Source organism: Tistrella mobilis (genome assembly GCF_041468085.1).
In the GTDB taxonomy this organism is placed as follows: Bacteria; Pseudomonadota; Alphaproteobacteria; order Tistrellales; family Tistrellaceae; genus Tistrella; species Tistrella mobilis_A.
In genome coordinates, this window is record NZ_CP121014.1 from 107,367 (window position 1) to 130,611 (window position 23,245).

23 protein-coding genes are annotated in these 23,245 nt (G+C 66.8%); 18 read left to right on the forward strand and 5 right to left on the reverse strand.

Features of this window, described 5'->3' with window-relative positions:
• Window positions 1–2: 2 nt before the first annotated feature.
• Together P7L68_RS00430 and glpD are read right to left on the reverse strand one after the other, a co-directional pair.
• Window positions 3–1,094 (reverse strand): ABC transporter ATP-binding protein, encoded by a 1,092-nt coding sequence (locus P7L68_RS00430; protein WP_371999030.1) that lies wholly within the window; start codon window positions 1,092–1,094, stop codon window positions 3–5.
• Between the two features lie 63 nt (window positions 1,095–1,157).
• Entirely contained in the window at window positions 1,158–2,732 is a 1,575-nt protein-coding gene (gene glpD, locus P7L68_RS00435; RefSeq protein WP_371999031.1) for a glycerol-3-phosphate dehydrogenase, read from the reverse strand.
• Window positions 2,733–2,976: 244 nt separating this feature from the next.
• On the opposite strand from glpD, the gene P7L68_RS00440 reads away from it, so the two are divergent.
• The 7 genes from P7L68_RS00440 (at window position 2,977) to P7L68_RS00470 (ending at window position 10,134) form a co-directional block, all read left to right on the forward strand.
• Entirely contained in the window at window positions 2,977–4,182 is a 1,206-nt protein-coding gene (locus P7L68_RS00440; protein ID WP_371999032.1) for an RAMP superfamily CRISPR-associated protein, read from the forward strand.
• Window positions 4,175–6,202, forward strand: a complete 2,028-nt coding sequence (locus P7L68_RS00445; RefSeq protein ID WP_371999033.1) for a type III-B CRISPR-associated protein Cas10/Cmr2 — start codon at window positions 4,175–4,177, stop codon at window positions 6,200–6,202. The genes P7L68_RS00440 and P7L68_RS00445 overlap by 8 nt, the downstream gene beginning before the upstream one ends.
• Entirely contained in the window at window positions 6,199–7,263 is a 1,065-nt protein-coding gene (locus P7L68_RS00450; RefSeq protein ID WP_371999034.1) for a type III-B CRISPR module-associated Cmr3 family protein, read from the forward strand. Before P7L68_RS00445 ends, P7L68_RS00450 begins: the two co-directional genes overlap by 4 nt.
• A gap of 2 nt (window positions 7,264–7,265) precedes the next feature.
• Window positions 7,266–8,108, forward strand: a complete 843-nt coding sequence (cmr4, locus tag P7L68_RS00455) for a type III-B CRISPR module RAMP protein Cmr4 (RefSeq protein WP_371999035.1) — start codon at window positions 7,266–7,268, stop codon at window positions 8,106–8,108.
• Window positions 8,105–8,515 (forward strand): type III-B CRISPR module-associated protein Cmr5, encoded by a 411-nt coding sequence (gene cmr5, locus P7L68_RS00460; protein WP_371999036.1) that lies wholly within the window; start codon window positions 8,105–8,107, stop codon window positions 8,513–8,515. Before cmr4 ends, cmr5 begins: the two co-directional genes overlap by 4 nt.
• A 148-nt stretch (window positions 8,516–8,663) precedes the next feature.
• Window positions 8,664–9,404: a type III-B CRISPR module RAMP protein Cmr6 gene (cmr6, locus tag P7L68_RS00465; protein WP_371999037.1), complete on the forward strand. Its 741-nt coding sequence runs from the start codon at window positions 8,664–8,666 to the stop codon at window positions 9,402–9,404.
• Window positions 9,405–9,417: 13 nt separating this feature from the next.
• Complete coding sequence (locus P7L68_RS00470; protein WP_371999038.1) at window positions 9,418–10,134, forward strand: DUF6602 domain-containing protein; 717 nt, start codon at window positions 9,418–9,420, stop codon at window positions 10,132–10,134.
• Between the two features lie 15 nt (window positions 10,135–10,149).
• Here the strand turns inward: P7L68_RS00470 and P7L68_RS00475 are convergent, their stop codons facing one another.
• From P7L68_RS00475 to P7L68_RS00485, 3 genes are read right to left on the reverse strand one after another with little or no spacing between them, the layout of a single operon-like run.
• Window positions 10,150–10,290: a hypothetical protein gene (locus P7L68_RS00475; RefSeq protein ID WP_371999039.1), complete on the reverse strand. Its 141-nt coding sequence runs from the start codon at window positions 10,288–10,290 to the stop codon at window positions 10,150–10,152.
• A 1-nt stretch (window position 10,291) separates the two neighbouring features.
• Complete coding sequence (cydB, locus tag P7L68_RS00480) at window positions 10,292–11,299, reverse strand: cytochrome d ubiquinol oxidase subunit II (RefSeq protein ID WP_371999040.1); 1,008 nt, start codon at window positions 11,297–11,299, stop codon at window positions 10,292–10,294.
• Window positions 11,300–11,303: 4 nt separating this feature from the next.
• A complete protein-coding gene (locus P7L68_RS00485) occupies window positions 11,304–12,779 on the reverse strand; it encodes a cytochrome ubiquinol oxidase subunit I (RefSeq protein ID WP_371999041.1) in 1,476 nt (491 codons plus the stop codon).
• Between the two features lie 582 nt (window positions 12,780–13,361).
• Between P7L68_RS00485 and P7L68_RS00490 the strand changes: the two genes are divergently transcribed.
• From P7L68_RS00490 to hcaB, 11 genes are all read left to right on the forward strand, one after another.
• Entirely contained in the window at window positions 13,362–14,936 is a 1,575-nt protein-coding gene (locus P7L68_RS00490; protein ID WP_371999042.1) for a class I adenylate-forming enzyme family protein, read from the forward strand.
• Between the two features lie 101 nt (window positions 14,937–15,037).
• The gene (locus P7L68_RS00495; RefSeq protein WP_371999043.1) at window positions 15,038–16,117 is read left to right on the forward strand and encodes a TRAP transporter substrate-binding protein; all 1,080 of its coding nucleotides are present in this window, start codon (window positions 15,038–15,040) and stop codon (window positions 16,115–16,117) included.
• Window positions 16,118–16,121: 4 nt separating this feature from the next.
• On the forward strand, window positions 16,122–16,643 hold the full coding sequence (locus P7L68_RS00500) for a TRAP transporter small permease (protein ID WP_371999044.1): 522 nt from the start codon (window positions 16,122–16,124) through the stop codon (window positions 16,641–16,643).
• Entirely contained in the window at window positions 16,640–17,929 is a 1,290-nt protein-coding gene (locus P7L68_RS00505; protein WP_371999045.1) for a TRAP transporter large permease, read from the forward strand. The genes P7L68_RS00500 and P7L68_RS00505 overlap by 4 nt, the downstream gene beginning before the upstream one ends.
• 81 nt (window positions 17,930–18,010) lie before the next feature.
• Window positions 18,011–18,853, forward strand: coding sequence for an alpha/beta fold hydrolase (locus P7L68_RS00510; protein WP_371999046.1), 843 nt, complete (start codon window positions 18,011–18,013; stop codon window positions 18,851–18,853).
• A 33-nt stretch (window positions 18,854–18,886) separates the two neighbouring features.
• A complete protein-coding gene (locus tag P7L68_RS00515; protein WP_371999047.1) occupies window positions 18,887–19,186 on the forward strand; it encodes a hypothetical protein in 300 nt (99 codons plus the stop codon).
• Window positions 19,183–20,010, forward strand: coding sequence for a protocatechuate 3,4-dioxygenase (locus P7L68_RS00520; protein ID WP_371999048.1), 828 nt, complete (start codon window positions 19,183–19,185; stop codon window positions 20,008–20,010). The genes P7L68_RS00515 and P7L68_RS00520 overlap by 4 nt, the downstream gene beginning before the upstream one ends.
• A gap of 14 nt (window positions 20,011–20,024) precedes the next feature.
• Window positions 20,025–20,348, forward strand: coding sequence for a Rieske (2Fe-2S) protein (locus P7L68_RS00525; RefSeq protein ID WP_371999049.1), 324 nt, complete (start codon window positions 20,025–20,027; stop codon window positions 20,346–20,348).
• Window positions 20,349–20,425: 77 nt separating this feature from the next.
• Entirely contained in the window at window positions 20,426–21,814 is a 1,389-nt protein-coding gene (locus P7L68_RS00530; RefSeq protein WP_371999050.1) for an aromatic ring-hydroxylating dioxygenase subunit alpha, read from the forward strand.
• 11 nt (window positions 21,815–21,825) lie between these two features.
• Complete coding sequence (locus P7L68_RS00535; protein WP_371999051.1) at window positions 21,826–22,368, forward strand: 3-phenylpropionate/cinnamic acid dioxygenase subunit beta; 543 nt, start codon at window positions 21,826–21,828, stop codon at window positions 22,366–22,368.
• Between the two features lie 33 nt (window positions 22,369–22,401).
• Window positions 22,402–23,214 (forward strand): 3-(cis-5,6-dihydroxycyclohexa-1,3-dien-1-yl)propanoate dehydrogenase, encoded by an 813-nt coding sequence (gene hcaB, locus P7L68_RS00540; protein ID WP_371999052.1) that lies wholly within the window; start codon window positions 22,402–22,404, stop codon window positions 23,212–23,214.
• Window positions 23,215–23,245 lie beyond the last annotated feature (31 nt).

Here is a 23,245-nt window from a genome sequence, read left to right on the forward strand (position 1 = left end):
GCTCAGACCGCTTGCGCCCGGGTGGCGGCGGCAAGGTGTACCGCGCGGCCCGTGGCGTCGAAGAACATCAGGTGGCGCGGCTCCAGATACACATCCAGCGCCGTGCCGATGTCGTGGTCATGGACGCCCGGGGCGATCATCACCCAGCGGGCGCCGGCGAAATCGAGGTGCACGAAGCTCTCTGAGCCGTTGAACTCGGTCACGAAGCTGCGGGCGGCGAAGTGGATCGCGCCGGCGGCGGCGGGCGTGGTCGTCAGGTGATGCGGCCGGAAGCCGGCCGTATAGGCGCCGTCGGGCAGGCGGGTCATGTCGCCCGGCACCGCCAGCGTCTGGCCGTCGGCCAGGCGGAACGCCGCGCCCGTCTTGGTCATGGTCAGCGTGTTCAGCGGCGGGTCCGAGAAGGTGGTGGCGGTGATCAGGTCGGCGGGCCGGCGGAACACCTCGATCGTGGGGCCGAACTGGGTGATGCGGCCCTCGTGCAGGGTGGCGGTGTTGCCGCCCAGCAGCAGCGCCTCCGACGGTTCGGTGGTCGCATAGACGAAGATCGCGCCCGATTCCTGGAAGATCTTCGGCAGTTCGGTGCGCAGCTCCTCGCGCAGCTTGTAGTCCAGATTGGCCAGCGGCTCGTCCAGCAGCACCAGCCCCGCCTTCTTCACGATCGCGCGGGCCAGCGCCGTGCGCTGCTGCTGGCCGCCCGACAGGTTCAGCGGCTGGCGGTCCAGATAGGGCGTCAGCTTCAGCAGTTCGGCGGCCTGGCGGACCTCGCGGTCGATGGTCGCGCGGTCGGCACCGGCCAGACGCATCGGCGAGGCGATGTTGTCGTAGACCGTCATCATCGGATAGTTGATGAACTGCTGATAGACCATCGCGATGTTGCGCTTCTGCACGGGTACGCCGGTGACGTCGCGGCCGTCGAACCAGAGCGAGCCGCGGGTCGGGCGGTCCAGCCCGGCCATCAGCCGCATCAGCGTGGTCTTGCCCGAGAGGGTGGGGCCGAGAAGCACGTTCAGCGTGCCGCGCTCCAGGGTGAGCGTGACCTCGCCGATGTGGGTCTCGTCGCCCACCTGTTTGGAAACGCCTTTGAGTTCAAGCATCGCGGTGTTCCATATCTCGCGGTCGGCTCGCTTTCGGGACGGGGTGGGTGTGTCCTGCGACGGTCATTCGGCGGCCGCCGTGCCGGCGGCGGGCAGGCTTTGCATGAAGTCGTCGACGGCGGCCCGCTGGTCTTCCGACAGATGCAGGCCGTGTTTGGTGCGTCGCCAGAGCACATCCTCCGCCGTCCGCGCCCATTCGTGGGTGACCAGATAGCGGATTTCGTTTTCGGTCAGATCCGCACCGAAATCGCGCCCCAGATCCGCCTTGCTTCGCGCGGATCCAAGGATCATCCGCGCCCGTGTGCCATACAGTCTCACCAGTCTGCGGCCAAAACCGTCGTCCAGGAAGCCGTATTCGGCACGCAGCCGGGCGACCTCGGCCTCGAAACCCGTGGCCGGGAAGTCACCGCCGGGCAGGGTGGCGGTGGCGGTCCAGGCCGGTCCGCGCGCGCCCAGTTCGGCCTCGATCTTCTCCAGCGCCGATTCGGCCAGACGCCGGTAGGTGGTGATCTTGCCGCCGAACACGTTCAGCATGGGCGCGCCGGTGCCGGGCGCACCGGGCAGCATCGGCGCACCGCTGCCGGGCGTACCGGGGCCGCGCTCCACCTTCAGCACATAATCGCGTGTGGCTTCCTGTGCCTTGGATGCGCCGTCGTCATAGAGCGGCCGCACGCCGGAATAGGTCCAGACGATGTCCTCGCGCCGCACCGGCTCGGCGAAATACTCGCTGGCCGCGGCACACAGGTAATCGATCTCGCCTTCGGTGATCCGGATATCTTTCGGATCGCCCTTGAAGTCCTGGTCGGTGGTGCCGATCAGGGTGAAATCGTCTTCATAGGGAATGGCGAAGATGATCCGGCCGTCGGAATTCTGGAAGAAGAAGGCCCGCGGATCGTCGAACTTCGCCCGCACCACGATATGGCTGCCCTGAACCAGGCGGACATTGTGGACGTCGTTGCGCGCCAGCGTGCCCTGCAGCACCTGATCAACCCAGGGGCCGGCGGCATTGATCAACATGCGCGCACTGAAGCTGCGGGTCACCTCCGGGTGGTCGACGCTCTGCACGGTCACCGCCCAAAGCTCACCCTCGCGCCGCGCCGAGGTCACGCGGGTGCGGACCATCAGCTCCACGCCGCGGGCGGCGGCATCCATGGCGTTCAGCACCACCAGCCGGGCATCGTTCACCCAGCAGTCGGAATATTCGAAAGCGGTTCGGAACAGCGGCTTCAGCGGTTTCGCGGCCGGATCGCGGCGAAGATCCAGCGTGCGTGTCGCCGGCAGCAGCTTGCGCCCGCCGATATGATCGTAGAGGAACAGGCCCAGCCGCAGCAGCCAGCGCGGCCGCAACCCCTTGTGATGGGGCAGCACGAAGCGCATCGGCCAGATGATGTGCGGGGCGTTGTGCCACAGCACCTCGCGCTCCATCAGCGCCTCGCGCACCAGCCGGAATTCATAGTGTTCCAGATAGCGCAGGCCGCCATGGATCAGCTTGGTGGACCCGGAAGAGGTGCCCGAGGCGAGGTCGTTCATCTCGGCCAGCGCGACCGAATAGCCGCGCCCGGCGGCATCGCGCGCGATGCCGCAGCCGTTTATGCCGCCGCCGATGACGAAAATGTCATGGACCGGATCGCCCGTCACCCGTCTTCCCTCCCCAGGCTTTCGCAACGCAGCATTCTTTGTACTGCTCGAAAGTCAGGGAAGCGTAATGTGAAGGTAATACGAATGTCAAACGAAACTCACATTCCTGCGGCTGCGGGTGCAACCCGGCGCAATATGCGCGTTGGTGATGACAGGCGGCAAAACCCGTGCAACCATCTGGCATGTGTCATGTCATTCTCGGGCGATAGCGGCCCGGAAATTGCCTTTGAACGGGAAGTCGTCCATGTCCGTCGCCTTCAGACCGTCCGACGTCATCACTGCCCGTTTCGAACTCTCGGCGCCGATGTTCTCGGGCCAGGAGGGCGACAAGGGCCCGGCCGAGATCCGCCCGACCGAAATCAAGGCCGCGCTGCGCTTCTGGTGGCGCGCGCTCGCCTGGGGGCGCGGCGTGCGCACGCCTCAGGCGCTGAAGGAGCAGGAAGACATCCTGTTCGGCGCGGCGGCGGATGAGGGCCGGAACGGCGCCGGCGGGCGGGGGCAGGGGGCGTTTCTGTTGCGGGTGCGGACGGATCGGCTGCTCCCCCTGCCGAAGGGAACCGGGCTGGGGACGTTCTTTCCTCAAAAGGATGGGCGCCAGCGGCAAAGGCGAGAGGCGATGGCGGGGGCACAGTATGCGGGGTACGGGCTGATTGCCACGGGTGACGCGCCAACAACCGTGCGCCCTGGCCTTGATAAGGGCAGCACCTTCGACGTCACTTTTCTGCCCCGCCTCACGCTTTCGCCCGTGCAGAAAGCAGAATTGCTGCAGGCTGTGAGGCTCTTCGGCCTCCTGGGTGGTCTTGGCGGACGCGTGCGCCGCGGATTCGGCAGCGTCAGCCTCCAGGCGCTTTCCTTCGACGGGCGACGTGTCGCTGGCCCGACAAGGCGTGTGGACTATGTCCGCCAGCTACAACAGCTGATGCCCGATACAGACACGACTGGCGAGCCGGACTGGACAGCATTCTTCGGCACATCCTCTGGCATGGGAACCATCTGCGCCATCGCCTGGGAGAGGTTTACGTCGCCTCTGGGCGTGATCGGTGCGTTCGGTCACGACCTGAAGTCCTATCGCAAGGATCTGAGAGCCGGCGTACCCCAAAAGATCGCGCTCGGCCTGCCGCAACACCACAAAGGATCGAGCGAGTTGTCGACCCTTGAAGCCGGCAACAAACAGGGCCGCCGGGCCAGCCCGGTCATGCTTCATGTGCACAGGCTGTCGGACGGGTATGTCGGGGTGGTCACGGTCTTTCCCGGCCGTTTCCTGCCGAATGATGCACGAATTGCCGTCTTCCCCTCCGGAGGTTCGCCACAGATCCAGCGCTACAGCCGCCTGCACGCATCCGACGCGATCGGCATTCTCGGCGGCCCGGCCCTCCCGGTATCCGCCAGAGGACCGATCAAGATCGAGGATCAGGATATGATTTTCGCAGGTCAGGTGACCGATGCCTGAGCAGACATGGTTCATCCTCTCCATCACCCCCGTCCAGGAATTCGTCGGCCAGGCGCGCCGCACCCGCGATCTCTGGGCCGGATCCTATCTTCTGTCCTGGCTGTCGGCGCAGGCGATGGCGGCGGTGAAGAAGGCGGGCGGAGAGATCGTCATGCCGCAGGTGGACGACGATCCGATGATCAGGCTTCTGATCCACGGCAATGGGGTGACACCGCCGGTCGTCGGATCACTGCCCAACCAGTTCACCGCACGCCTGCCCGTGGGTGTCGGGCCTGAGATCTGCCGCGAGGCCGTCCAGGGTGCCTGGCGAAAGCTTGCCGAGGCGGTCTGGTGCAAGTTCGTCAAACCGGTCAAGGAGCTTTCCAACTTCCACGACCTGTCCGCGGTCTGGACGCAGCAGATCGAGGGTTTTTGGGAAATCGCCTGGGTGGTCGTGCCGACGGTCGACGGCGAGGACGGGCGGCAGACCCTGAAGCGCGCCGGAGACCTGCTGCGTCGGCGCAAGCTCTGGCGCAGGCATCTGCTGCCGGATGAATACGCCACGCTTGGCCGCGAGGGCGGCGATCACTGCCAGCTGATGCCCGACTGGCGGGAATTGTCGGGTTATGCCCGGGCGAGCCATGCGGACGCGCAGGATGCCTTCTGGGGCAGCATCCGCGACCAGATCGGGATGATACTTGGGCACAATGCCATAGAGTTGGCGCAAGGCGAACGTTTGTGCGCACCGGCGCTGGTCAAGCGTCTGTTCCCGACCTTGCCAGCCTGTGCGTTGAAAAGCGCCATCGACTGGGTGCCTGGCAACGACAGCGGCAGGATCCGCTCATGGCCTTCTACCCGCTATATGGCGGTGCTGCCCTGGCTTCGGCGGGTCGCGAACCGGCATGTCGCGAACAAGCCGTTTATCGACCGGCTTAGGGACCTTGTCGGAAATGATTTCCAGACCGAGAGCGGATCCGCTGCGCATCTGGCCAGCGATCTGGGGGAGATCGGCAAGCTTGACGGCAACCTCTTCGATCGGGATGCCCTCAGGAACACCAAAGACTTTCCCATCGCGGACAACAAAGCCGGCGACCGTCGCCGGGACTTGGAGGCTGCCCGCGCCGCTCTCGTAACCGCCGCCGGTATCGGCGAGCCCGCCACCCATTACGCCCTGCTGCTGATGGATGGCGACCGGATCGGCACGGCGCTGGCGCAGGCGGGGCCGGGCGCGATTGCGACCTTGTTCAAGAGGTTCGGCAAGCAGGTGACCCAGACGATCTGGCGGCATGACGGCATCTGCATCTATGCCGGCGGTGATGATGTGCTGGCCCTGCTGTCGGTGCCGGATGCGGTGACCTGCGCGCGTGAGCTGCGTGAGCACTGGACGAAAGCGGCCGAGGCGGCGATGGGCGAGGGCACCCGACCCACCATCTCTGCCGCCGTGATCTTCGCCGAGGCCACCGTGCCGCTGCGCCTGGTGCTGGCCCGGGCGCATGAGGTGCTGGACGAGGTGGCAAAGAACGGCAATGGCCGCGACAGCCTGGCCGCCGACATCATTCGCGGTGGCGATTTCAGCCGCAGCTGGGTGTCGCAATGGGATGCGCCGGGTGTCGAGGCCTTTGCGGGGTTCGCGTCGGGACAGCACGCGCCGCTCGCCGCCTCGTCGGGCCTGCTGCATGCGATCGGCGGGCGCTTCGGGGCGCCGGTGCTGGACCTTTTTGCCGATGGCGGCCATGACGATGATTTCGAGCGTCTGCTGGCCCAGGCCCATCTCAGGAATCGCAGCCGGGATCTGCCGGCCATGGATGCGCCCGGGGGCGACCTCTCCGAAGAGGAGAGGCTCAAGATCGCCCGCGAGGAAATCCGGCCGCTCGTGGCTCTGCTCCGCGAGGTGCCGGGCGGGGCAGGGGCCCGGCGTGGCCGGCCGTGCCTCAACCCGGATGCCGCCCTGTTCCTGCGCTTCTTTGCCCGCCAGTCGGTCGGCGGTGCCCGGTCGCAGGTGCCGATACCGGATGTGGCCGATACGGGAGACGGCCGATGACCGGGCGCTTCGACCGCATTTTCGCCTTCCGCCCGGTGGACACGCTGTTCTTCCGCAGCGGCCGGCCGTTCAACCAGAGCGACCCCGGCGCCGCCGAGGCCGAGAGCCTGTTCCCGCCCAACCCGCCGACCCTCGTCGGCGCCGTGCGCAACGCCCTGGCCCAGGCGCTTGAGGGCCCCCGTGGTGGCCGATGGTCGGAGACGACCGCCGGGCTGCTGAATGGCGGGCATCTGCGTTTCGGTGCACCCTTCCTGGCGCTGAACGGCGAACGGCTCTACCCGGCCCCGGCCGCCTTGCTGCGCTTGGAGGACGAGAAGCTGGCCCGCGCCCGGCCGGGCGAGGTGATCGAGACCGATCTGGGCCCGACCTGCCTGCCCGAGCTGCCGGAGAAATCGAAGATGGTCACCGATGCCTGGCTGACCGCCGGTGGCATGACCTGCTTCCTGGCGGGCCAGGTGCCCGCGGAGGGCGATCTGCGCCTGACCGCGTGCCTCTGGAAATCCGAACCGCGCATCGGCATCGGCCGCGACGTGGCGACACGGCGGGTGGAGGAGGGCGCGCTCTACGCCCCGGTCCATATCCGTCCGGCCGAGGGGCTGGAGATCTGCGTGCGGGTGCAGGCGACCGATCCACAGGTCGCCGCGCGGCTGGCCGGGCTGGATGGCCTGCCGGGCACCGTCGCCCTGGGCGGCGAGCATCGCGCAGCCGGGCTCCGCGATGTGGCGCCGGATGGGATCACCGAGGCCACCGAGCCGCCGGGTGCCGGGGCCGTCGTGGTCGCGACCGGCCCGGTGATCGCCACACCGGCCCTGTTGACCCCCGGCGGAGCGCTCGGCCGCGGCGGCGGCAGCATTCGCATGGTCTGCGCCAGGAAGCCCGGCATGATCGGCGGCTGGGATGATCTGGGCCGACGCCCGCACCCCATGCGGCCGGTGCTGACCGCCGGCACCACCTGGTTTCTCGATGGCGCGACCGGCACGCCCGGCCCTCTGGGGCCCCGGCATCGCTGGGGCTTCGGCGATTGCCTCTCTGGTATTCTGCACGACGATAAGGCGAGTTGATCATGAGCGACGTGATGTTCGGTCTTCTGGCCGAAACCTTCCTCCACCCCGGCAGTGGCCAGAGCGATGGCGCGATCGATCTCAAGGTGGCGCGCGAGGCGGTGACCGGCTATCCCTACATCCCCGGCTCGGCGGTGAAGGGCGCCCTGCGTGCCGCCATGTGCGACGGCGGCGGCGAGCACAAAGGGCATGTCGATGCGGCGTTCGGCCAGGTGGATGGGGCCGGCAGCGTGCTGGTGTCGGATGCCCGCCTGCTGCTGCTGCCGGTACGCTCGCTCACCCGGGCCTATCTCTGGCTGACCTGCCCGCTGATCCTGGAGCGACTGCGGCGGGATCTGGAGCGGGCCGGTTTGAAGGGCGGTGATGTGCCGACTCTCACGGTCGATCGCGGCAAGGCGCTGACCGGGATCACCGGCCGGATCTTCCTGGAAGACCGGCTGTTCGAGGCCGATATATCCAAGCTGCCGCCGGCCATTCCGGAGGTGATCGGCCAGCTGATCGCCGATGACGGCGCCCGCGGGCGGTTGAGCGACCAGCTCTGCATCATCTCCAATCATGATTTCCGCTGGTTCGCCGAAAATGCCCTGCCGGTGCAGGCGCGCAATGTGCTGGACCCCGCCACCAAGGCCAGCAACAACCTCTGGTACGAGGAAAGCCTGCCGCCCGACACGCTGCTCTACATGACCCTGACAGCCCGCGGCTCGGCGGACGAGACGGGACGAACAGCGGTGGCGGGTTTCGTCGAGGGCCAGAAATTTCTCCAGTTCGGCGGCAATGAAACCGTCGGTCAGGGCTGGGTGCGGGCGGGCCGATATCCGCAGCCTGCGCCGGAGGGCGGCCGATGACCACGACGCCATCCCTCGACATGCTGCGGGCGAAGCATGCCTATGCGGCCGTCAAGACGGTGACCGGCGCGCAGCTGGTGGACTATAAGCGGGCGGCCCGGCAGATGCCGGCGCGGGTGCTGACCAACGGCATCGGTCAGGCCCTGGCGATGCTGATGCGCGATGGGAGTTCCGACGCGGAGAGCCAACGTCTCTGCGGCCATCTCACGGCGTGGCTGACGGACGGGACCACACCTCATCCCTTCCCTCTCGCCGCGAACAAGACGCTGATCGAGCAGCTGGTCCTGGGCGACCAGGAGCTGTTCGTCTGGATGCAGCGCGAGACGCTGGCTTATCTGGGCTGGCTGAAGACCTTTGCCGAGGCCGGCATCTCCGCCGGGGAAGGAGGTGCGGATGACGGGAAATGACCGGCGGAAACCCGGTGGCGGGAAGCCGGCGCGCCATCCCGACCGACCACTGCCGTCCCGGCCGCTCTTCCGGCTGCCAAGTTTCACGGAAGCGGTTGAGGCATTCGGGCAGCTGCGCTCGACGCCGGATGACAGGTGGCCTGAGGGTATGCGCCCGAATCCCGGCCTCTATTTCGATCGCTTCTATGATGGCTGGCCGGACAGGTGGGGAACCAAAGAAGACCCCGCCGCGAAGGCGGGTTTCCTCGATCGCGTCATCACATGTGCAAAGGCGGCGAAGACCGGCGATGCCCTGAACGCCATGCTCGCCCGACGCTCTGATCTGGTCCGGAGCCGCAGCGGCCGGTCTGCCCGGTTCACGAGCGACTGGCGCTGGACTGCCGGTCTGGGCCGCAGCAGCCCGGTCGAGAACGGCTTCAACTGGCATCACAGCCTGGGCGTGCCCTATCTGCCCGGCTCGTCGGTCAAGGGCATGCTGCGCAGCTGGTACGAGACCTGGGGCGGCAGCGATGATGACGTCACGGCCCTGTTCGGCCCCAGGCCCGGCAAGGGGGTCGACCTCACGGCCGGCCGCCTTATCGTCCTCGACGCCCTGCCGGTGCCGGAGGTGAAGCTGGTCCGCGACGTGATGACGCCCCATTACGGCCCCTATTACGCCGGCGGCGACAACCCGCCGGCCCCGGGCGACTGGTACAGCCCGATCCCCATCCCCTTCCTGACCCTGGCCCCGGGCCAGGTTTTCGACTTCGCGATCCTGCCGCGCCGGCCCCGGGATCAGGACATCCTGGACGAGGTGATGGCTCAGCTGGCGGCGGCGCTGGACTGGATCGGCACCGGCGCGAAGACGGCGGTGGGGTATGGGCGGTTCAGCCCGGAAGTGAAATCATGAGGCGGCTGTTCGGATGACAAAGCAATCGCTCCCAGATCTGTTTAAATCACTTCATGACAGAGTTCATGTTAAACTAAAAAGCGCCGGCATTGTCGGGCACTCTGTCGCCCAAGGTGATACATCTGAAACGGTGTGGTGTGATCTTCTATCTGAATATCTCCCCAAGAGATATCAGGTCGCACGGGCTTTCGTCATCGATAGCGCCGGAGAGGTCAGTGATCAGATAGACGTCGTGATTTTTGACCGGCAGTACACACCCTTTATCTTTCGCAATGAAGGCGCGATTTATGTGCCTGCGGAGAGTGTGTATGCCGTCTTCGAAGCCAAGCAGACAATCAACGCGAGCATGATCCGCTACGGTGGCAAAAAGATCGAAAGTGTCAGGCGCCTGCACAGGACGAGCCTGCCAATACCGCATGCTGGTGGGTGCCATCCTCCCAAGCCTCTGCATCACATCCTGGGGGGCATCCTCGCACTCCGGAGCGATTGGAACCCGTCTCTGGGCAAGTCGCTCCTGAAGAATCTGCAAATGCAGCAAGGTTTGTCGCAGATAGACATGGGATGCATTGCATCCCATGGCTATTTCACTGTGGATCCATCGACAGCGCAGGTTAACGCCGTCCCCCATGAGAAAGCGGCCACCGCTTTTCTGCTCAAACTCATCTCATGTTTGCAGGCATTCGGCTCGGTGCCCATGGTCGATATGGATGCCTATGCGAAGTGGCTTTAATCGGCCGGCGCCCCATCACTGCCCCAACCAAAGCTTGATCACCAGCCCCACCGCCCCTGTCACCGCCACCCCCGCGACCCAGAGGCCCAGGAACCACAGCCACTGGCGCGGGCGGGGCAGGTGGTGATGGTGGCGGGGCTTGTCCTGCTCTGCCATGTCAATGATACCCCTCATGGCCGGTCTTGCCGCGGAACACCCAATAGGCATAGGCGGTATAGCCCAGGATGATCGGGATCAGCACCGCGGCGCCGACCAGCATGAAGCTGAGGCTCGCATCGGGGGCGGCCGCGTCCCAGATCGTCACCGCCTGCGGGACCACATGCGGGAAGATGCTGACCCCGAGCCCCGCGAGGCCGAGGGCGAACAGGGCCAGGGCCATCAGGAAGGGGGTGTAGTCGTGGTCGCGGCGAAGCCCGTGGAAGAAGGCGGCGGCACAGATCAGCACCAGCAGCGGCACCTGCGCCGTGAACAGCACCCGCGGCCAGGCGAACCAGGCCTCGTAATAGGCGCCCGACAGGAAGGGCGTCGCCGCGCTCACCGCCGCCATGCAGACGAGCGTGGCGATGCCCAGCCGGAAGGCCAGGCTGCGGCATTGCAGCTGCAGCACGCCGTCGGTCTTCATCACCAGCCAGGTGGCGCCCAGAAGCGCATAGCCGATCACCAGGCTGACACCGACCAGCAGGCTGAAGGGGGTGAGCCAGTCCCACCAGCCGCCGGCATAGCTGCGTCCCTCGACCGCGATGCCCTGAAGCAGGGCGCCGAGGGTGATGCCCTGGGCCAGCGTCGCCACGATCGATCCGGCGGTGAAGGCGAAATCCCAGGCGCGGCGGTGACGGGCGTCGCGCCAGCGGAATTCGAAGGCGACGCCGCGGAAGATCAGCGCCAGCAGCATGGCGATGATCGGGGCATAAAGCGCCGGCAGGATGATGGCGTAGGCGAGCGGGAAGGCCGCCATCAGCCCGCCGCCGCCCAGCACCAGCCAGGTCTCGTTGCCGTCCCAGACGGGGGCCACGGAATTCATCACCCGGTCGCGATGGGGGCCCGGCGCAAAGGCCGGAAACAGGATGCCGAGCCCCAGATCGAAGCCGTCCATGACCACATAGGCGAAGACGGCGAAGGCGATGACGAAGGCCCAGATGGTTGGCAGGTCGAAGAAGCTTGTCATCGGATCACCTCTCCTCGCGGGTGGGTGAGGCATGGGTGCCGGGGCCGTGGCGGCCGCCGATCGTGCGGCCGGCATGAACCGCGGGTGCCGGCGTGATGCCGGCGGCGCGCACCGGCTGGTGTTCCTCCGCCTCGTCGTCGCGGGTCTGGTCGGGGGTGGTCGTCTGCGGGGCCTTGTGCATCAGCTTCAGGATGTAGAGCGTGCCGGTGCCGAAGACGATGAAGTAGACGATGATGAAGATCAGCAGCGAGGTTGCGACCGCAGGTGCTTCCAGAGGCGAGGCGGATTGTGCCGTGCGCAGCAGGCCATAGACCGTGAAGGGCTGGCGGCCGACTTCGGTGGTCACCCAGCCGGCGATCACCGCCACGAAGCCCGACGGCCCCATCGCCAGCGCAAAGCGGTGCAGCGCACGCGACGTATGCAGCCGGCCGCGCAGCCGCTGGACCAGGGCGAAACCGCCCAGCGCCAGCATCAGGAAGCCCAGGGCGACCATGATCCGGAACGACCAGAAGACGATCGGCACATAGGGCCAGTCCTCGCGCGGGACCGTCTCCAGCCCGTCGAGCGGCGCATTCAGGTCGTGCTTCAGGATCAGGGAAGAGGCTTTGGGGATGGCGATCTGATAGCGCACCTCCCCCGCCTCCTGATCCGGAATGCCGAACAGGATCAGCGGTGCGCCGTCGGGATGGCTCTCGAAATGGCCCTCCATGGCCATCACCTTGGCGGGCTGATGCTCCAGCGTGTTCAGCCCGTGCAGGTCGCCGGCGAAGATCTGCACGGGGGCCGCCACCATCACCAGCCCGGTCGCCATCGAGAACATCACCCGCGCCGCCTCGTTGCGGCGGTCGCGCAGCAGATGCCAGGCACCCACGGCGCCCACCACCAGCGCGGTGGTCAGATAGGCGGCAAGCACGGTATGGGCCAGCCGGTAGGGGAAGGAGGGGTTGAAGATGATCTCCAGCCAGCTTTCCGGCACGAACTGGCCGACCTCGTTGATCGAGAAGCCCGCCGGGGTCTGCATCCAGCTGTTGGCCGACAGGATCCAGAAGGCCGAGATGAAGGTGCCGATCGCGACCATCAGGGTTGCCGCGAAATGCAGCCCGCGGCCGACGCGGTTCATGCCGAACAGCATCACGCCCAGGAAGCCGGCTTCAAGGAAGAAGGCGGTCATCACCTCATAGGCCATCAGCGGCCCGATCACCGGCCCGGCCTTGTCCGAGAACACCGACCAGTTGGTGCCGAACTGATAGGACATCACGATGCCCGACACCACGCCCATGCCGAAGGCGAGGGCGAAGATCTTGAGCCAGTATTTGAACAGGGTGAGATAGACCGTGCGCCCGGTTTTCAGCCACAGCGCCTCCAGAACCGCCAGATAGCTGGCGAGGCCGATGGACAGGGCCGGAAAGATGAAGTGGAACGACACGGTGAAGGCGAACTGGATGCGTGCCAGGAGGATGGCGTCGGCCTGATCAAACATGGCCGCCTCCATCGGGTGACCCCTGGCCCCGGGCGGTGGGCCGGCGGCGCGGCGGGCGGGTCGATGCCATGACACTCCTCCTCGGAAGATGGTCCCGGGCTCGAACGGGCGGTACGACGTCGTCGCAACGGCGTCTGGATCATAAGGTTGCCCGCGACACGGTTCCGGCAAGGCAGGGCGAGGCGGTGTGTCGCGGCAGCGCCATCCAAGACCTGCCGGCGGCCATGCCTCAACCGCAACAATGTCGCAGACCTGTCGCAGGGGCGCGCTACCGGAAATAGAGGACGGCGCCCGGCCGGCAGCTGCGTCATCCGGTCGCGCAGCCGGGTAACATCTTGAGACAGCGCAGCGAATTCTTCCGCCACCCCGCCGCCGATCTGTCCGCGCTGCCCCTGCAGCCACTGCCGCAGCCGGTTTAACCAAACGCGCATTTGCGACGTCAGGCCGCGATATTTTTGATCTGGATCAAAGCGCGGCGCCCGATTCCGTGAGAGGCTGGCCATTCCATACCAAGAGGTATTGACTCAACGGCGACGTCACGGTACTTCCTTGTCCAACGAATAGCGACGCAGGGAGGACGAAATGACGTCGCAGGCTCCGGCCGTTCACGGCCGTGGCGAGCCCCGGCCGGCCTTCGGGTCCGTGCTGGCGGCCTTCGACCACGCCGTCACCCAACATCCTGAAACCACGGCACTCGTCCATCGCGGCCGCAGCCTGGATTATGCGGCCGAGGGTCGCGCGGTGGCTGAACTCGCGGCCTGGATCGGATCCGGCGGCTTTGCCGGCCGCACCGTGGTTCTGCTGATCCCGAACGGGATCGAGTATCATCTGGCATACTTTGCGGTCTTGTACGCCGGCGCGACGCCGGTGCTGCTGAACCCGCTCTACCCCGCGCCGGCGCTGGAACCGCTGTTTGCCGATGCCGAACCGGCACTGGTGCTGACGGTGCCCGAAACGGCAGAGGCCGCCCGCGCGCTGATGCCCCGTTTCGGCCACCAGGTGCTGGTGCTGGGCAAGGGGGATTTCACGCCCGAGGCCCTGGCTGCCCGCGGGCCGGCGGTCTGGACGCCGCGCGAGGTCTCGCCCGAGGCGCCGGCCGCGCTGATGTTCACCGGCGGCACCACCGGCATCTCCAAGGCGATCATCCACAGCCATCGGGCGATGATGGATGCGATCCTGCGCATCGACTGGGGTTGGCCGACCCGCGCCCATGGCGAGATCTGGCTGCCGGTCGCGCCGATGTTCCACATCTATGGCTGGCTGTTCGGGGTGGGCAATCCCGTCCATGCCTGTGCGACGCTGGTGATCCCCGATCGTTTCCAGCCGGATCACGTCGTCGATCTGATCGCGCATCACCGGGTCACGGTGTTCGGCGGCGGCCCCCCGGCCATCTATCAGGGGCTGATGGCGGCGCAGCAGTTCGAGACCGCCGATCTCTCTTCGCTCGCCGTCTGCGGCGGCGGCGGCGCGCCCTTCCCGGTGGAGGTGCTGAAGCGCTGGAAGGACCGGACCGGGGTCGACATCGCCGAAGGCTATGGCATGACCGAGATTGCGCCGATCGCGGTCAACACCGACAGTTTCGGCCGCAAGGCCGGGTCGGTCGGCAAGCCGGTGCCGGATGTCGCGATCCGCATCGCCGATCTGAACGACTGGTCGCGGGAATTGCCGACGGGTGAGGCGGGGGAGGTCTGCGTGCGCGGGCCGCACGCCCTGACCGAATACCGCAACCGGCCCGACGAGACCGCCGCCACCATCCGCGATGGCTGGGTGCTGACCGGCGATATCGGTTTCGTCGATGCCGAAGGCTTCCTGACCATCACCGACCGCAAGAAGGACGTGATCCTGGTCAAGGGGTTCAACGTCTTCCCGCGCGAGGTTGAAGAGGTCATCCACCAGCATCCGGATGTCCGCGGCGTGGGCGTGGTGAGCCTGCCCGATGCGCGCGCCGGCGAACGGATCATCGCCTTCGTGGTCGTCGACCCCTATGCCGGGACCGGTGTGGCGGAGCTGACGGCCCATTGCAAGGCCCGGCTCGTCGCCTACAAGGTGCCGGCCGAGATCCGCCTGATCGAGGATCTGCCGCTGACCCCGGCCCGCAAGCTGGACCGGATCGCGCTGCGCCGCCAGGCGGCAGAGGCGGCAGAGGCTGCGGCCTGAACGCCGACCGACGGCCATGGCGCGCCCTGTGTGGCGCGCCGCTTTTTGCCCTCAACATACCAAAGAGTACTGCAGGGCGTCAGCAGAAGGGGGGATTGTCCATGAAGATGCAAGGCCTGAGGCTCGCCGGCCTCAAACTCGCCGGCCTCAAACTCGGCGGCCTCAAACTCGGTCTGGCGACAGCCGGCGCCGTGTTCGCGATGACCGCGGCGGCCATGGCCGAGCCGGTGGTGCTGCGCTACAACCAGTGGTTCCCGACCGGCCATTGGTCGCAGACCGAGGGTCTGTATCCCTGGTTCGCCGAGATCGAGAAGGCGACCGAAGGCCGGGTGAAGGTGGAGCCGTCGGCCAAGCCGATCGCGCCGCCGAACCGCAATTATCAGGCGGTGGTCGACGGTGTCGCCGATCTCGCCTGGGGGCCTCATGGCTATACCCCCGGCGTGTTTCCGCTGACCGAAATGGTGGAACTGCCCTTCATCACCGAGGATGCCGGCAAAAGCTCGGTCGCCTTCTGGCGGCTGTGGGAGAATTATTTCGCGCCCACCGGCATGCAGGGCGATGTGGTGACACTGGCGATGCACGTCACCTCGGGCGGCAACATCCATATGCGTGAGACCGCGGTCGAAAGCCTTGCCGACCTGAAGGCGCAGAAGATCCGCGTGCCCACCCCCACCGTCGGCCGGGTGCTGAAGGATGTGGGCGCGGTGCCGGTTTCGGGGTCGCTGGGTGAACTGCGCGAGATGCTCTCTCGCGGCATCATCGACGGCACGGCGATTTCCGACGAACTGGTCACCGGCTTCAAGGTCGAACAGTATGTGAAGCACGTTACCCGCATCCCCGGCGGGCTCTATTCCAACGCCGCCTTCGTGATCGTCAACAAGGCGAAGTGGGACAAGATCTCGGAAGCCGACCGTGCCGCCATCCTGAAGCTGTCGGGCGAGACGCTCTCGGAAAAGATGGGCGCCCTCTGGCACAGACACGACCTGATCGCGCGTGAGGCCATCAAGGCCGAACTGGGCGATGCCTATCGTGATGCCAGCCCGGCCTTCGTGGCCGAATTGAAGGCTGCCTTCCAGCCGGCCGAGGTGGCATGGCTGGAACAGGCCGCGAAGCTCGGTGTCGACGGCGGCGGCGCGCTCGATTTCTACCGCGCCGAACTGGCCCGCAGCGGGGGCAAGTAAGGCCATGATCGCCCTGATCCGCATGGTGCGCGGCCTGACCGACCGGATCGCCATGGGCACGCTGATGCTCATGGCCCTGGTCACCTTCGTCGACGTCGCCGGCCGGGTGCTGTTCAACGCGCCGCTGGGCTTCGCCTACGAGATGATCGGCGTGCTGCTGGGCCTTGCCACCTATGCCGGGCTCTATGCCACCCAGCTGCATCGCGGTCATATCGCGATCGACCTGCTGGAAGATCGCTACCGGCGCTGGCCACGGTTCGATGCGGCCCGGGGCGGCCTGGTCTGGCTGGTGGAGGCTCTGTTCTGGGGGCTGGTCGCCGCCTGGATCACCCGCCAGGCCGGCACCTCCATGGCCTATGGCGAGACCTTTCTCTTCCTGCCGGTTCCGAAGCATGTGCCGCTCTATGCCATCGCGGTGCTTGCCTGGGTGGCGCTGGCCGGCCACCTGGCCCGGGGCTGGCTGTCGCTGACCGGCCGTGACATCACGCCCCCCGCCGGGGCCGGCAAAGCGGAGCAGGTCGGATGATCGTCACCATCGCTTTCCTGATCCTGTTCGCGCTGCTGCTGCTGCGCACACCGATCGCGGCCGCCACCGGCCTGGTCGGCATCGGCGGGCTTGCGGTCTATCAGGGCATCGGCCCGGCGCTGTCGCAGATCGGCATCATCGCCACCGAGACGGTGCTCACCTATGAATTCGCGGTCATCCCGCTGTTCATCCTGATGGGCGCCTTCATCAGCCGGTCGGGCATCGCCGAGGAGCTCTACCGGGCCTGCCATGCCCTGGTCGGCCATCGCCGGGGCGGGCTCGCGGTCGCCACCGTCGTCGCCTGCGGCGGCTTCGGGGCGGTCTGCGGCTCCAGCCTCGCCACCGCGGCCACCATGTCGCGGGTCGCCTATCCGCCGATGAAAAAATACGGCTACAGCGATGCGCTGGCCTCGGGCTCGATCGCGGCCGGCGGCACGCTCGGCATCCTGATCCCGCCTTCGATCGCGCTGGTCTTCTACGGCATCCTGACCGAGACCGATATCGGCCAGCTGTTCATCGCCGGGCTTCTGCCGGGTGTGGTCGGCATCCTGTTCTATGCCGCGGCGGTGGTGGCGGTCACCACGTTCGACCGCACCGCCGGGCCGGCGGCGGACCGGATGCCGCTGGCTGAACGGCTGAGGGCGCTGCGCGATGTCTGGGCCACGGGTCTGCTGTTCTTCATCGTGATGGGCGGCATCTATGGCGGGTTCTTCTCGCCCACCGAAAGCGCCGGCATCGGCGCGGTCGGCGCCCTGCTCATCACCGCCGCCCGTGGCCGGGCGACGTTCTCCATGATCCGCGATGCGCTGACCGATGCCGCCCATACCACCGTCGCCCTGATCGCGATCCTGATCGGCGCCTTCCTCTTCGCCAATCTGATCAATGTGGCAAGCGTCCCCCAGGCGCTGGTCGCCTGGATCGGGGCTCTGGACGTGCCGCCGCTGGTGGTGATCCTGGCGATCATCGGCGTCTATCTGGTGCTGGGCTGCGTGCTGGAAAGCATGTCGATGATGCTGCTGACCGTGCCGGTGTTCTATCCGCTGGTCGCGAGCCTGGGCTACGACCTGATCTGGTTCGGCATCGTGGTGGTGGTGGTGACCGAGATCAGCCTGATCACCCCGCCGATCGGCCTCAACGTCTTCGTGCTGCGCGCGGTGCTGCCCGATGTCCGGCTGGCCTCGGTGTTCCGCGGGGTCATGCCCTTCATCGCCGCCGATATCGTCCGGCTTGCCCTCATCCTGTTCGTGCCCTGGCTGTCGCTGGCCCTGCCGCAGCTGATGCGCTAGCCGATCCTGCCCTTTGTCATGTCCCCGACCATGGGGTTGCGTCTCTTCCATACCTTCAGGTACTGAAAAGGAACTGCACAGATGAATGCTCAGGCCCCTGCCGCCATCCAGGTCGTGACCCGCACCATCCAGGCCCATGATCACCGCACCAATCTGCACGAGGCCGGCCAGGGCCGCCCGGTGGTGCTGCTCCACGGTTCCGGCGCCGGTGTCTCGGCCGCGGCCAACTGGTCGAAGGTGATCCCGGATCTCGCCCGGCATTTCCACGTCATCGCCCCCGATATCGCCGGTTTCGGCATGACCGAACTCAAGCCCGATGCGCGCTACGACATCAAGCTCTGGGTTGCGCATTTCATCGGCATCCTGGATGCGCTGGGCCTTGAGAAGGTGAGCGTGGTGGGCAATTCCTTCGGCGGCGCGCTGGGGCTTGCGACCGCGCTGTCGCATCCCGCCCGTATCGACCGGCTGGTCCTGCTCGGCACCCCCTGCGGCGAATTCCCGATGACCGACGGCCTGCGGGCGCAGCTGGAATTCGACGGCACGATCGAGGGCATGCGCCGCGCGGTCAGCTTCTTCCCCTATGACGACAGCATCATCACCGAAGAGCTGATCCAGCGCCGGTTCGAGGCGGCCACCCAGCCGGGGGCGCTTGAAGCCTTCCGCAAGCTGATGCCGGCCCCCACCGGCGACGAGCGGCCGACGGTGCGGGGCATCCCGCTCAAGGCGCTGGCGACGCTCCGCCACCCTGCGCTGATCCTGCATGGCCGCGAAGACCGGGTGGTGCCGTTCGAGCGGGCGCTGGACATGCACCGGTCGGTGCCGAATTCCGAGCTGCATTCCTTCGGCCAGTGCGGCCATTGGGTGCAGATCGAGCGCGAGGCCCGCTTCCTTGATCTCGTCACCGAATTCATGGCCCGCGACTGATCCGGCGGCCAGGCTTCAAGGAGGGCCACCCCCATGAGCCGCGACGTGCTCGAAAAGCTGCTCTACGACCTGTCGACCAGCCGCCAGAACCGCGAGGCCTTTGCCGCGGATGCCGAAAAATATCTCGGCCGCTACCGGTTGAGCGCAGAGGAAAAGGCGCTGGTCCGCGACTACGACGTTCGCGCGCTGGCCGATCTTGGCGTCAACACCATGCTGACCTGGGGCTTCTGGCTCCAGGCCGGCCGGCGTAACCCCGATTACATTCGCGCCATGCAGGGCCGGGAGACGACCGGCCCGCGCGGCACCACCCCGACCGGAGGAGCCCCGTCATGAGCCGGATCGTCGGCGGTTTCGTCGTCCCCCACGACCCCGTGATGTATGCCGCCCCCAAGGCCGCCAGCGAGGCCGAGGCCGCGGCGGTCTATGGCGCCTATGCGGCGATCGCCCGCCGGATCGGCGAGCTTCAGGCCACCACCGCCATCGTCATCGGCTGCGACCACTACATCCTGTTCGGCACCGACTGCCTGCCGCAATACGTGATCGCGACCGGCGAGGTCGACGGGCCGATCGACCAGCTGCCCGGGCTGAAGCGCGGCCCCATCGAGAACCATAGCGATCTCGCCCGCCACATCGCCGAACAGGGCTTCGCCGAAGGGTTCGACTGGACGGTCGGCCGCTCGATGCAGGTCGATCATTCGATCGCCATTCCGCATCAGCTGCTGATCGCCCCCAATGCGGGGGTGAAGACCGTGCCGGTGATGCTGGCCTGCGGCGTCGACCCCTATATCCACAAGCGCCGCGCCTTCGATCTGGGCCGCCAGATCGGCCGGGCGGTCGAAAGCCATCCCGGCGACGAACGGGTGGTGGTGATCGGCTCGGGCGGCATCTCCCATTGGGTCGGCACGGCCGAGATGGGGCGCATCAACCCCGATTTCGACCGGATGGTGCTGGATTGCGTCGCCCGCGGCGATGCCGAGGCGCTGATCGCGCTCGACGACGCCACCATCCTGGAACAGGGCGGCAATGGCGCCATGGAAATCCGCACCTTCATCTGCGCCATGGGGGCGGTGGGCGGCAGCCATGCCCGGGTGATCGACTATCTGCCGGTTCCCGGCTGGATCACCGGCCTGGGTTTCGCCGAACTCGCCGCCGCCTGAGGAGGTCTCTCCCCATGACCGACACCACCCTGATCCGCCTCTGCGACGCCGCCGATCTTGCCGAAGGCGAGGTGCTGAAGATCGAGATCGACGGCCGCAAGCCGCTTGCTGCAACCCTGGTCGACGGCGTGGTCCATGTCTTCGACGACACCTGCCCGCATGCCGAGGAATCGCTGTCGAAGGGCTGGGTGGAGGATGGCCGGGTGGTCTGCCCGGTTCATTTCGCGGAATTCGACCTGACCGACGGCAGCGTCCACAACGCGCCGGCGGGCTGCGGAAAGCTCCGCGCCTATGCGGCCGAACTGCGCGACGGCGCGGTTTTCGCCAGCCTCGGCTGAACGGTCCCGACACGCGCGCCTGCGCCACAAAAAAACACAAGCTCTCCCATTCGGTCCGCCATTCGGAGGAACAAGTCATGTGCGACGCCAAGGCGCGCCCCGACATGCGGCCGGTCTATCCCAAGGCCGGCAGCTATCCCGATTTCGCCGATCTGGTCGACGACAGCCGCGCCCAGGTCGATCGCCGGGTCTTCATCGACCGCGCGATCTATGAAGCCGAGCTTCGGCAGATCTTCGGCCGGGCCTGGCTGTTCCTGGCCCATGAAAGCCAGATCCCCAATCCCGGCGATTTCGTGCGCACCTATATGGGCGAGGACGATGTCATCGTCGTCCGCCAGCGCAATGGCCGCATCGGCGCCTATCTCAATTCCTGCCCGCATCGCGGCAACCGGGTGTGCATGGTGGACAGCGGCAAAAAGGCCCGCGGCTTCATCTGCAACTATCACGGCTGGTCCTTCGGCATCGACGGCCGGCTGAACGGTACCGACGGCAAGGTCTACGACAAGGATCCCGGTTTCGAGAAATCCGCCATCGGCCTGACCCCGGTCGCCCAGGTGGCAAGCTATAAGGGCCTGGTCTTCGGCACCTTCGATCCCGAGGCGCCGTCGCTCGAAGACTATTTCGGGCCGTTCACCTGGTATCTCGACGTCATGCTCGACAATGACGAGGGCGGCACCGAATTCATCGGCGGCTGCGTGAAGTCCACCGTCGAGTGCAATTGGAAGTTCCCGGCCGAAAACTTCGTCGGCGACATCCTCCACGCCTTCTGGACCCATCAGTCGGGTGCCGAGGCGATCCTGGGCGGGGCCGTCGATCTGGGCTCGCGCTATGACGAGCGCGCCTTTCAGGCCAGCGTCTACGGCCATGGCATCGAGACCAATCTCGACAAGGTCGGCAACACCCGCACGCTGGGCTTCCCCGAGCTGAACGACTATGTGCTGGGCCGCTACGAGGCGGTCAAGGCGCGGCTGGGCGAGGTCAGGGCGCGGATGGTGGGGGCCGTGTCGTCCTGCACCGTCTTCCCCAATTTCTCCTTCCTGCCCGGGCAGGCGACCTTCCGCGTCTGGCACCCCAAGGGGCCGGACCGGATCGATCTCTACACCTGGACGCTGGTGAACAAAAACATGCCCGAGCGGATCAAGGAGCTGTACCGCAAGGGCACCATGATCACCTTCTCGCCCGGCGGCGTGTTCGAGATGGATGACGGCGAGAACTGGGAATACTGCACCAAGGCCAATCAGGGCTGGGTGACCCGGCATCAGAAGCTGCATTACGGCCTGGGCCAGGACAGCGCCTGGTCCGAGTCGGACCTGCCCGGCCACATCCATCGCGGCTCGCTCAACGATGCCAATCAGCGCCAGTTCTACAAGCGCTGGGCCGAGTTCATGCGCTTCGACAGCTGGGGCGATCTGCAGCGCGCCGAGACCGCGCCGCCGGCCAAACCGCTGCCCCAGGCGGCCGAGTGAGGGAGGCGAGGATGACCGTGCAAACCGTTCCCATGCTGGACGAAACCCCCGTCGGCGATGCGCTGCTCCGCCGCATCGAGCGCTTCTATTACCGCGAGGCGCGGCTGCTCGACCGCGAGGCCTATGCCGACTGGCTGACCCTGCTCGACCCCGGCATCCGCTACTGGATGCCGGCGATGGAAACCCGCAAGCGCGGGGATCAGCGCGGCCCCTGGACCGATGGCGAGATGTCCTATTTCGACGACGATTTCGCCATGCTCAAGGTCCGGGTCGCCCGCTATGAACAGCCCTCGGCCTGGGCCGACAACCCGGCGACCCGGCATCTGCACATCGTCACCAATATCGAGGCGATCGAGACCGGCACCCCCGGTCTGGTGCGCGCCTTCTCGTGCTTCGAGAACGTGCGCAATCGCAACGAGAAGGACCAGGACGTCATCCACGGCCGCCGCGAAGATCTGCTGAAGCTGGACGGCGATCGGATCACCCTGGCCGAACGCCGGATCCTGATCGTGCAGAACATCCTGCTGTCCAAGAATCTGAACACCTTCTTCTGACACAATTTTTCCAATCTCTGGGAGGACGGCGTGATGACGGGCATGGCCCTTGAAGGCGAGGCGGCGCTGGTCACCGGTGGCGGCAAGGGTATCGGCCGGGCGGTGGTCGACCGCTTCGTGGCCGAGGGTGCGCGGGTCGGCGTGCTCGTGCGCTCTGCGGCCGATGCCGATGATCTGGTCGGGGCGCATGGCGACCGGGTGGCCCCGGTGATCGGCGATGTCCGGTCCTGGGACGACAATCTCCGCGCGGTGACGACCGTGGTCGACCGCTTCGGCAAGCTGGACGTGCTGGTGCCCAATGCCGGCGTCTACGACTTCTCGGTGCCGTTCGAGGATCAGACGGGACCCGAGATCGCCGAGCGCTTCGACGAGCTGGTGGCCGTCAACGTCAAGGGCTATCTGCTCGCCGCCCGGGCGGCGTTGGAACCGCTGCGGGCCGCGCGCGGGTCGATCGTCTTCACGCTGTCTTCCTCGTCCTTCTACGCCGGCGGCGGCGGGGTGCTCTACGTCACCTCGAAACATGCCCTTGTCGGCACGGTGCGCCAGCTCGCCTTCGAGCTGGCGCCCGAGATCCGGGTCAATGCCGTCGCCCCCGGCGGCACCCGCACCGGGCTTGGCGGTCTCGCCTCGGCCGGGGCGGAGGCCACCCGTCTGGATGCGGTCGAGGGCTTCGACCGCATGGTGGCCAAAACCGTGCCGCTGGGCTTCCTGTCCGAGCCGGAAGACCATGCCGCCGCCTATGTCCTGCTCGCCAGCCGCACGGCCTCGCGCTTCATGACCGCGGTGATCCTGCCCTCCGATGGCGGGCTGGAGGTGCGCGGCGGCGGGCGGCGCAAGCGCGGCTGATCCGCCTCAATTGCAACCGGAGATCAAGAAA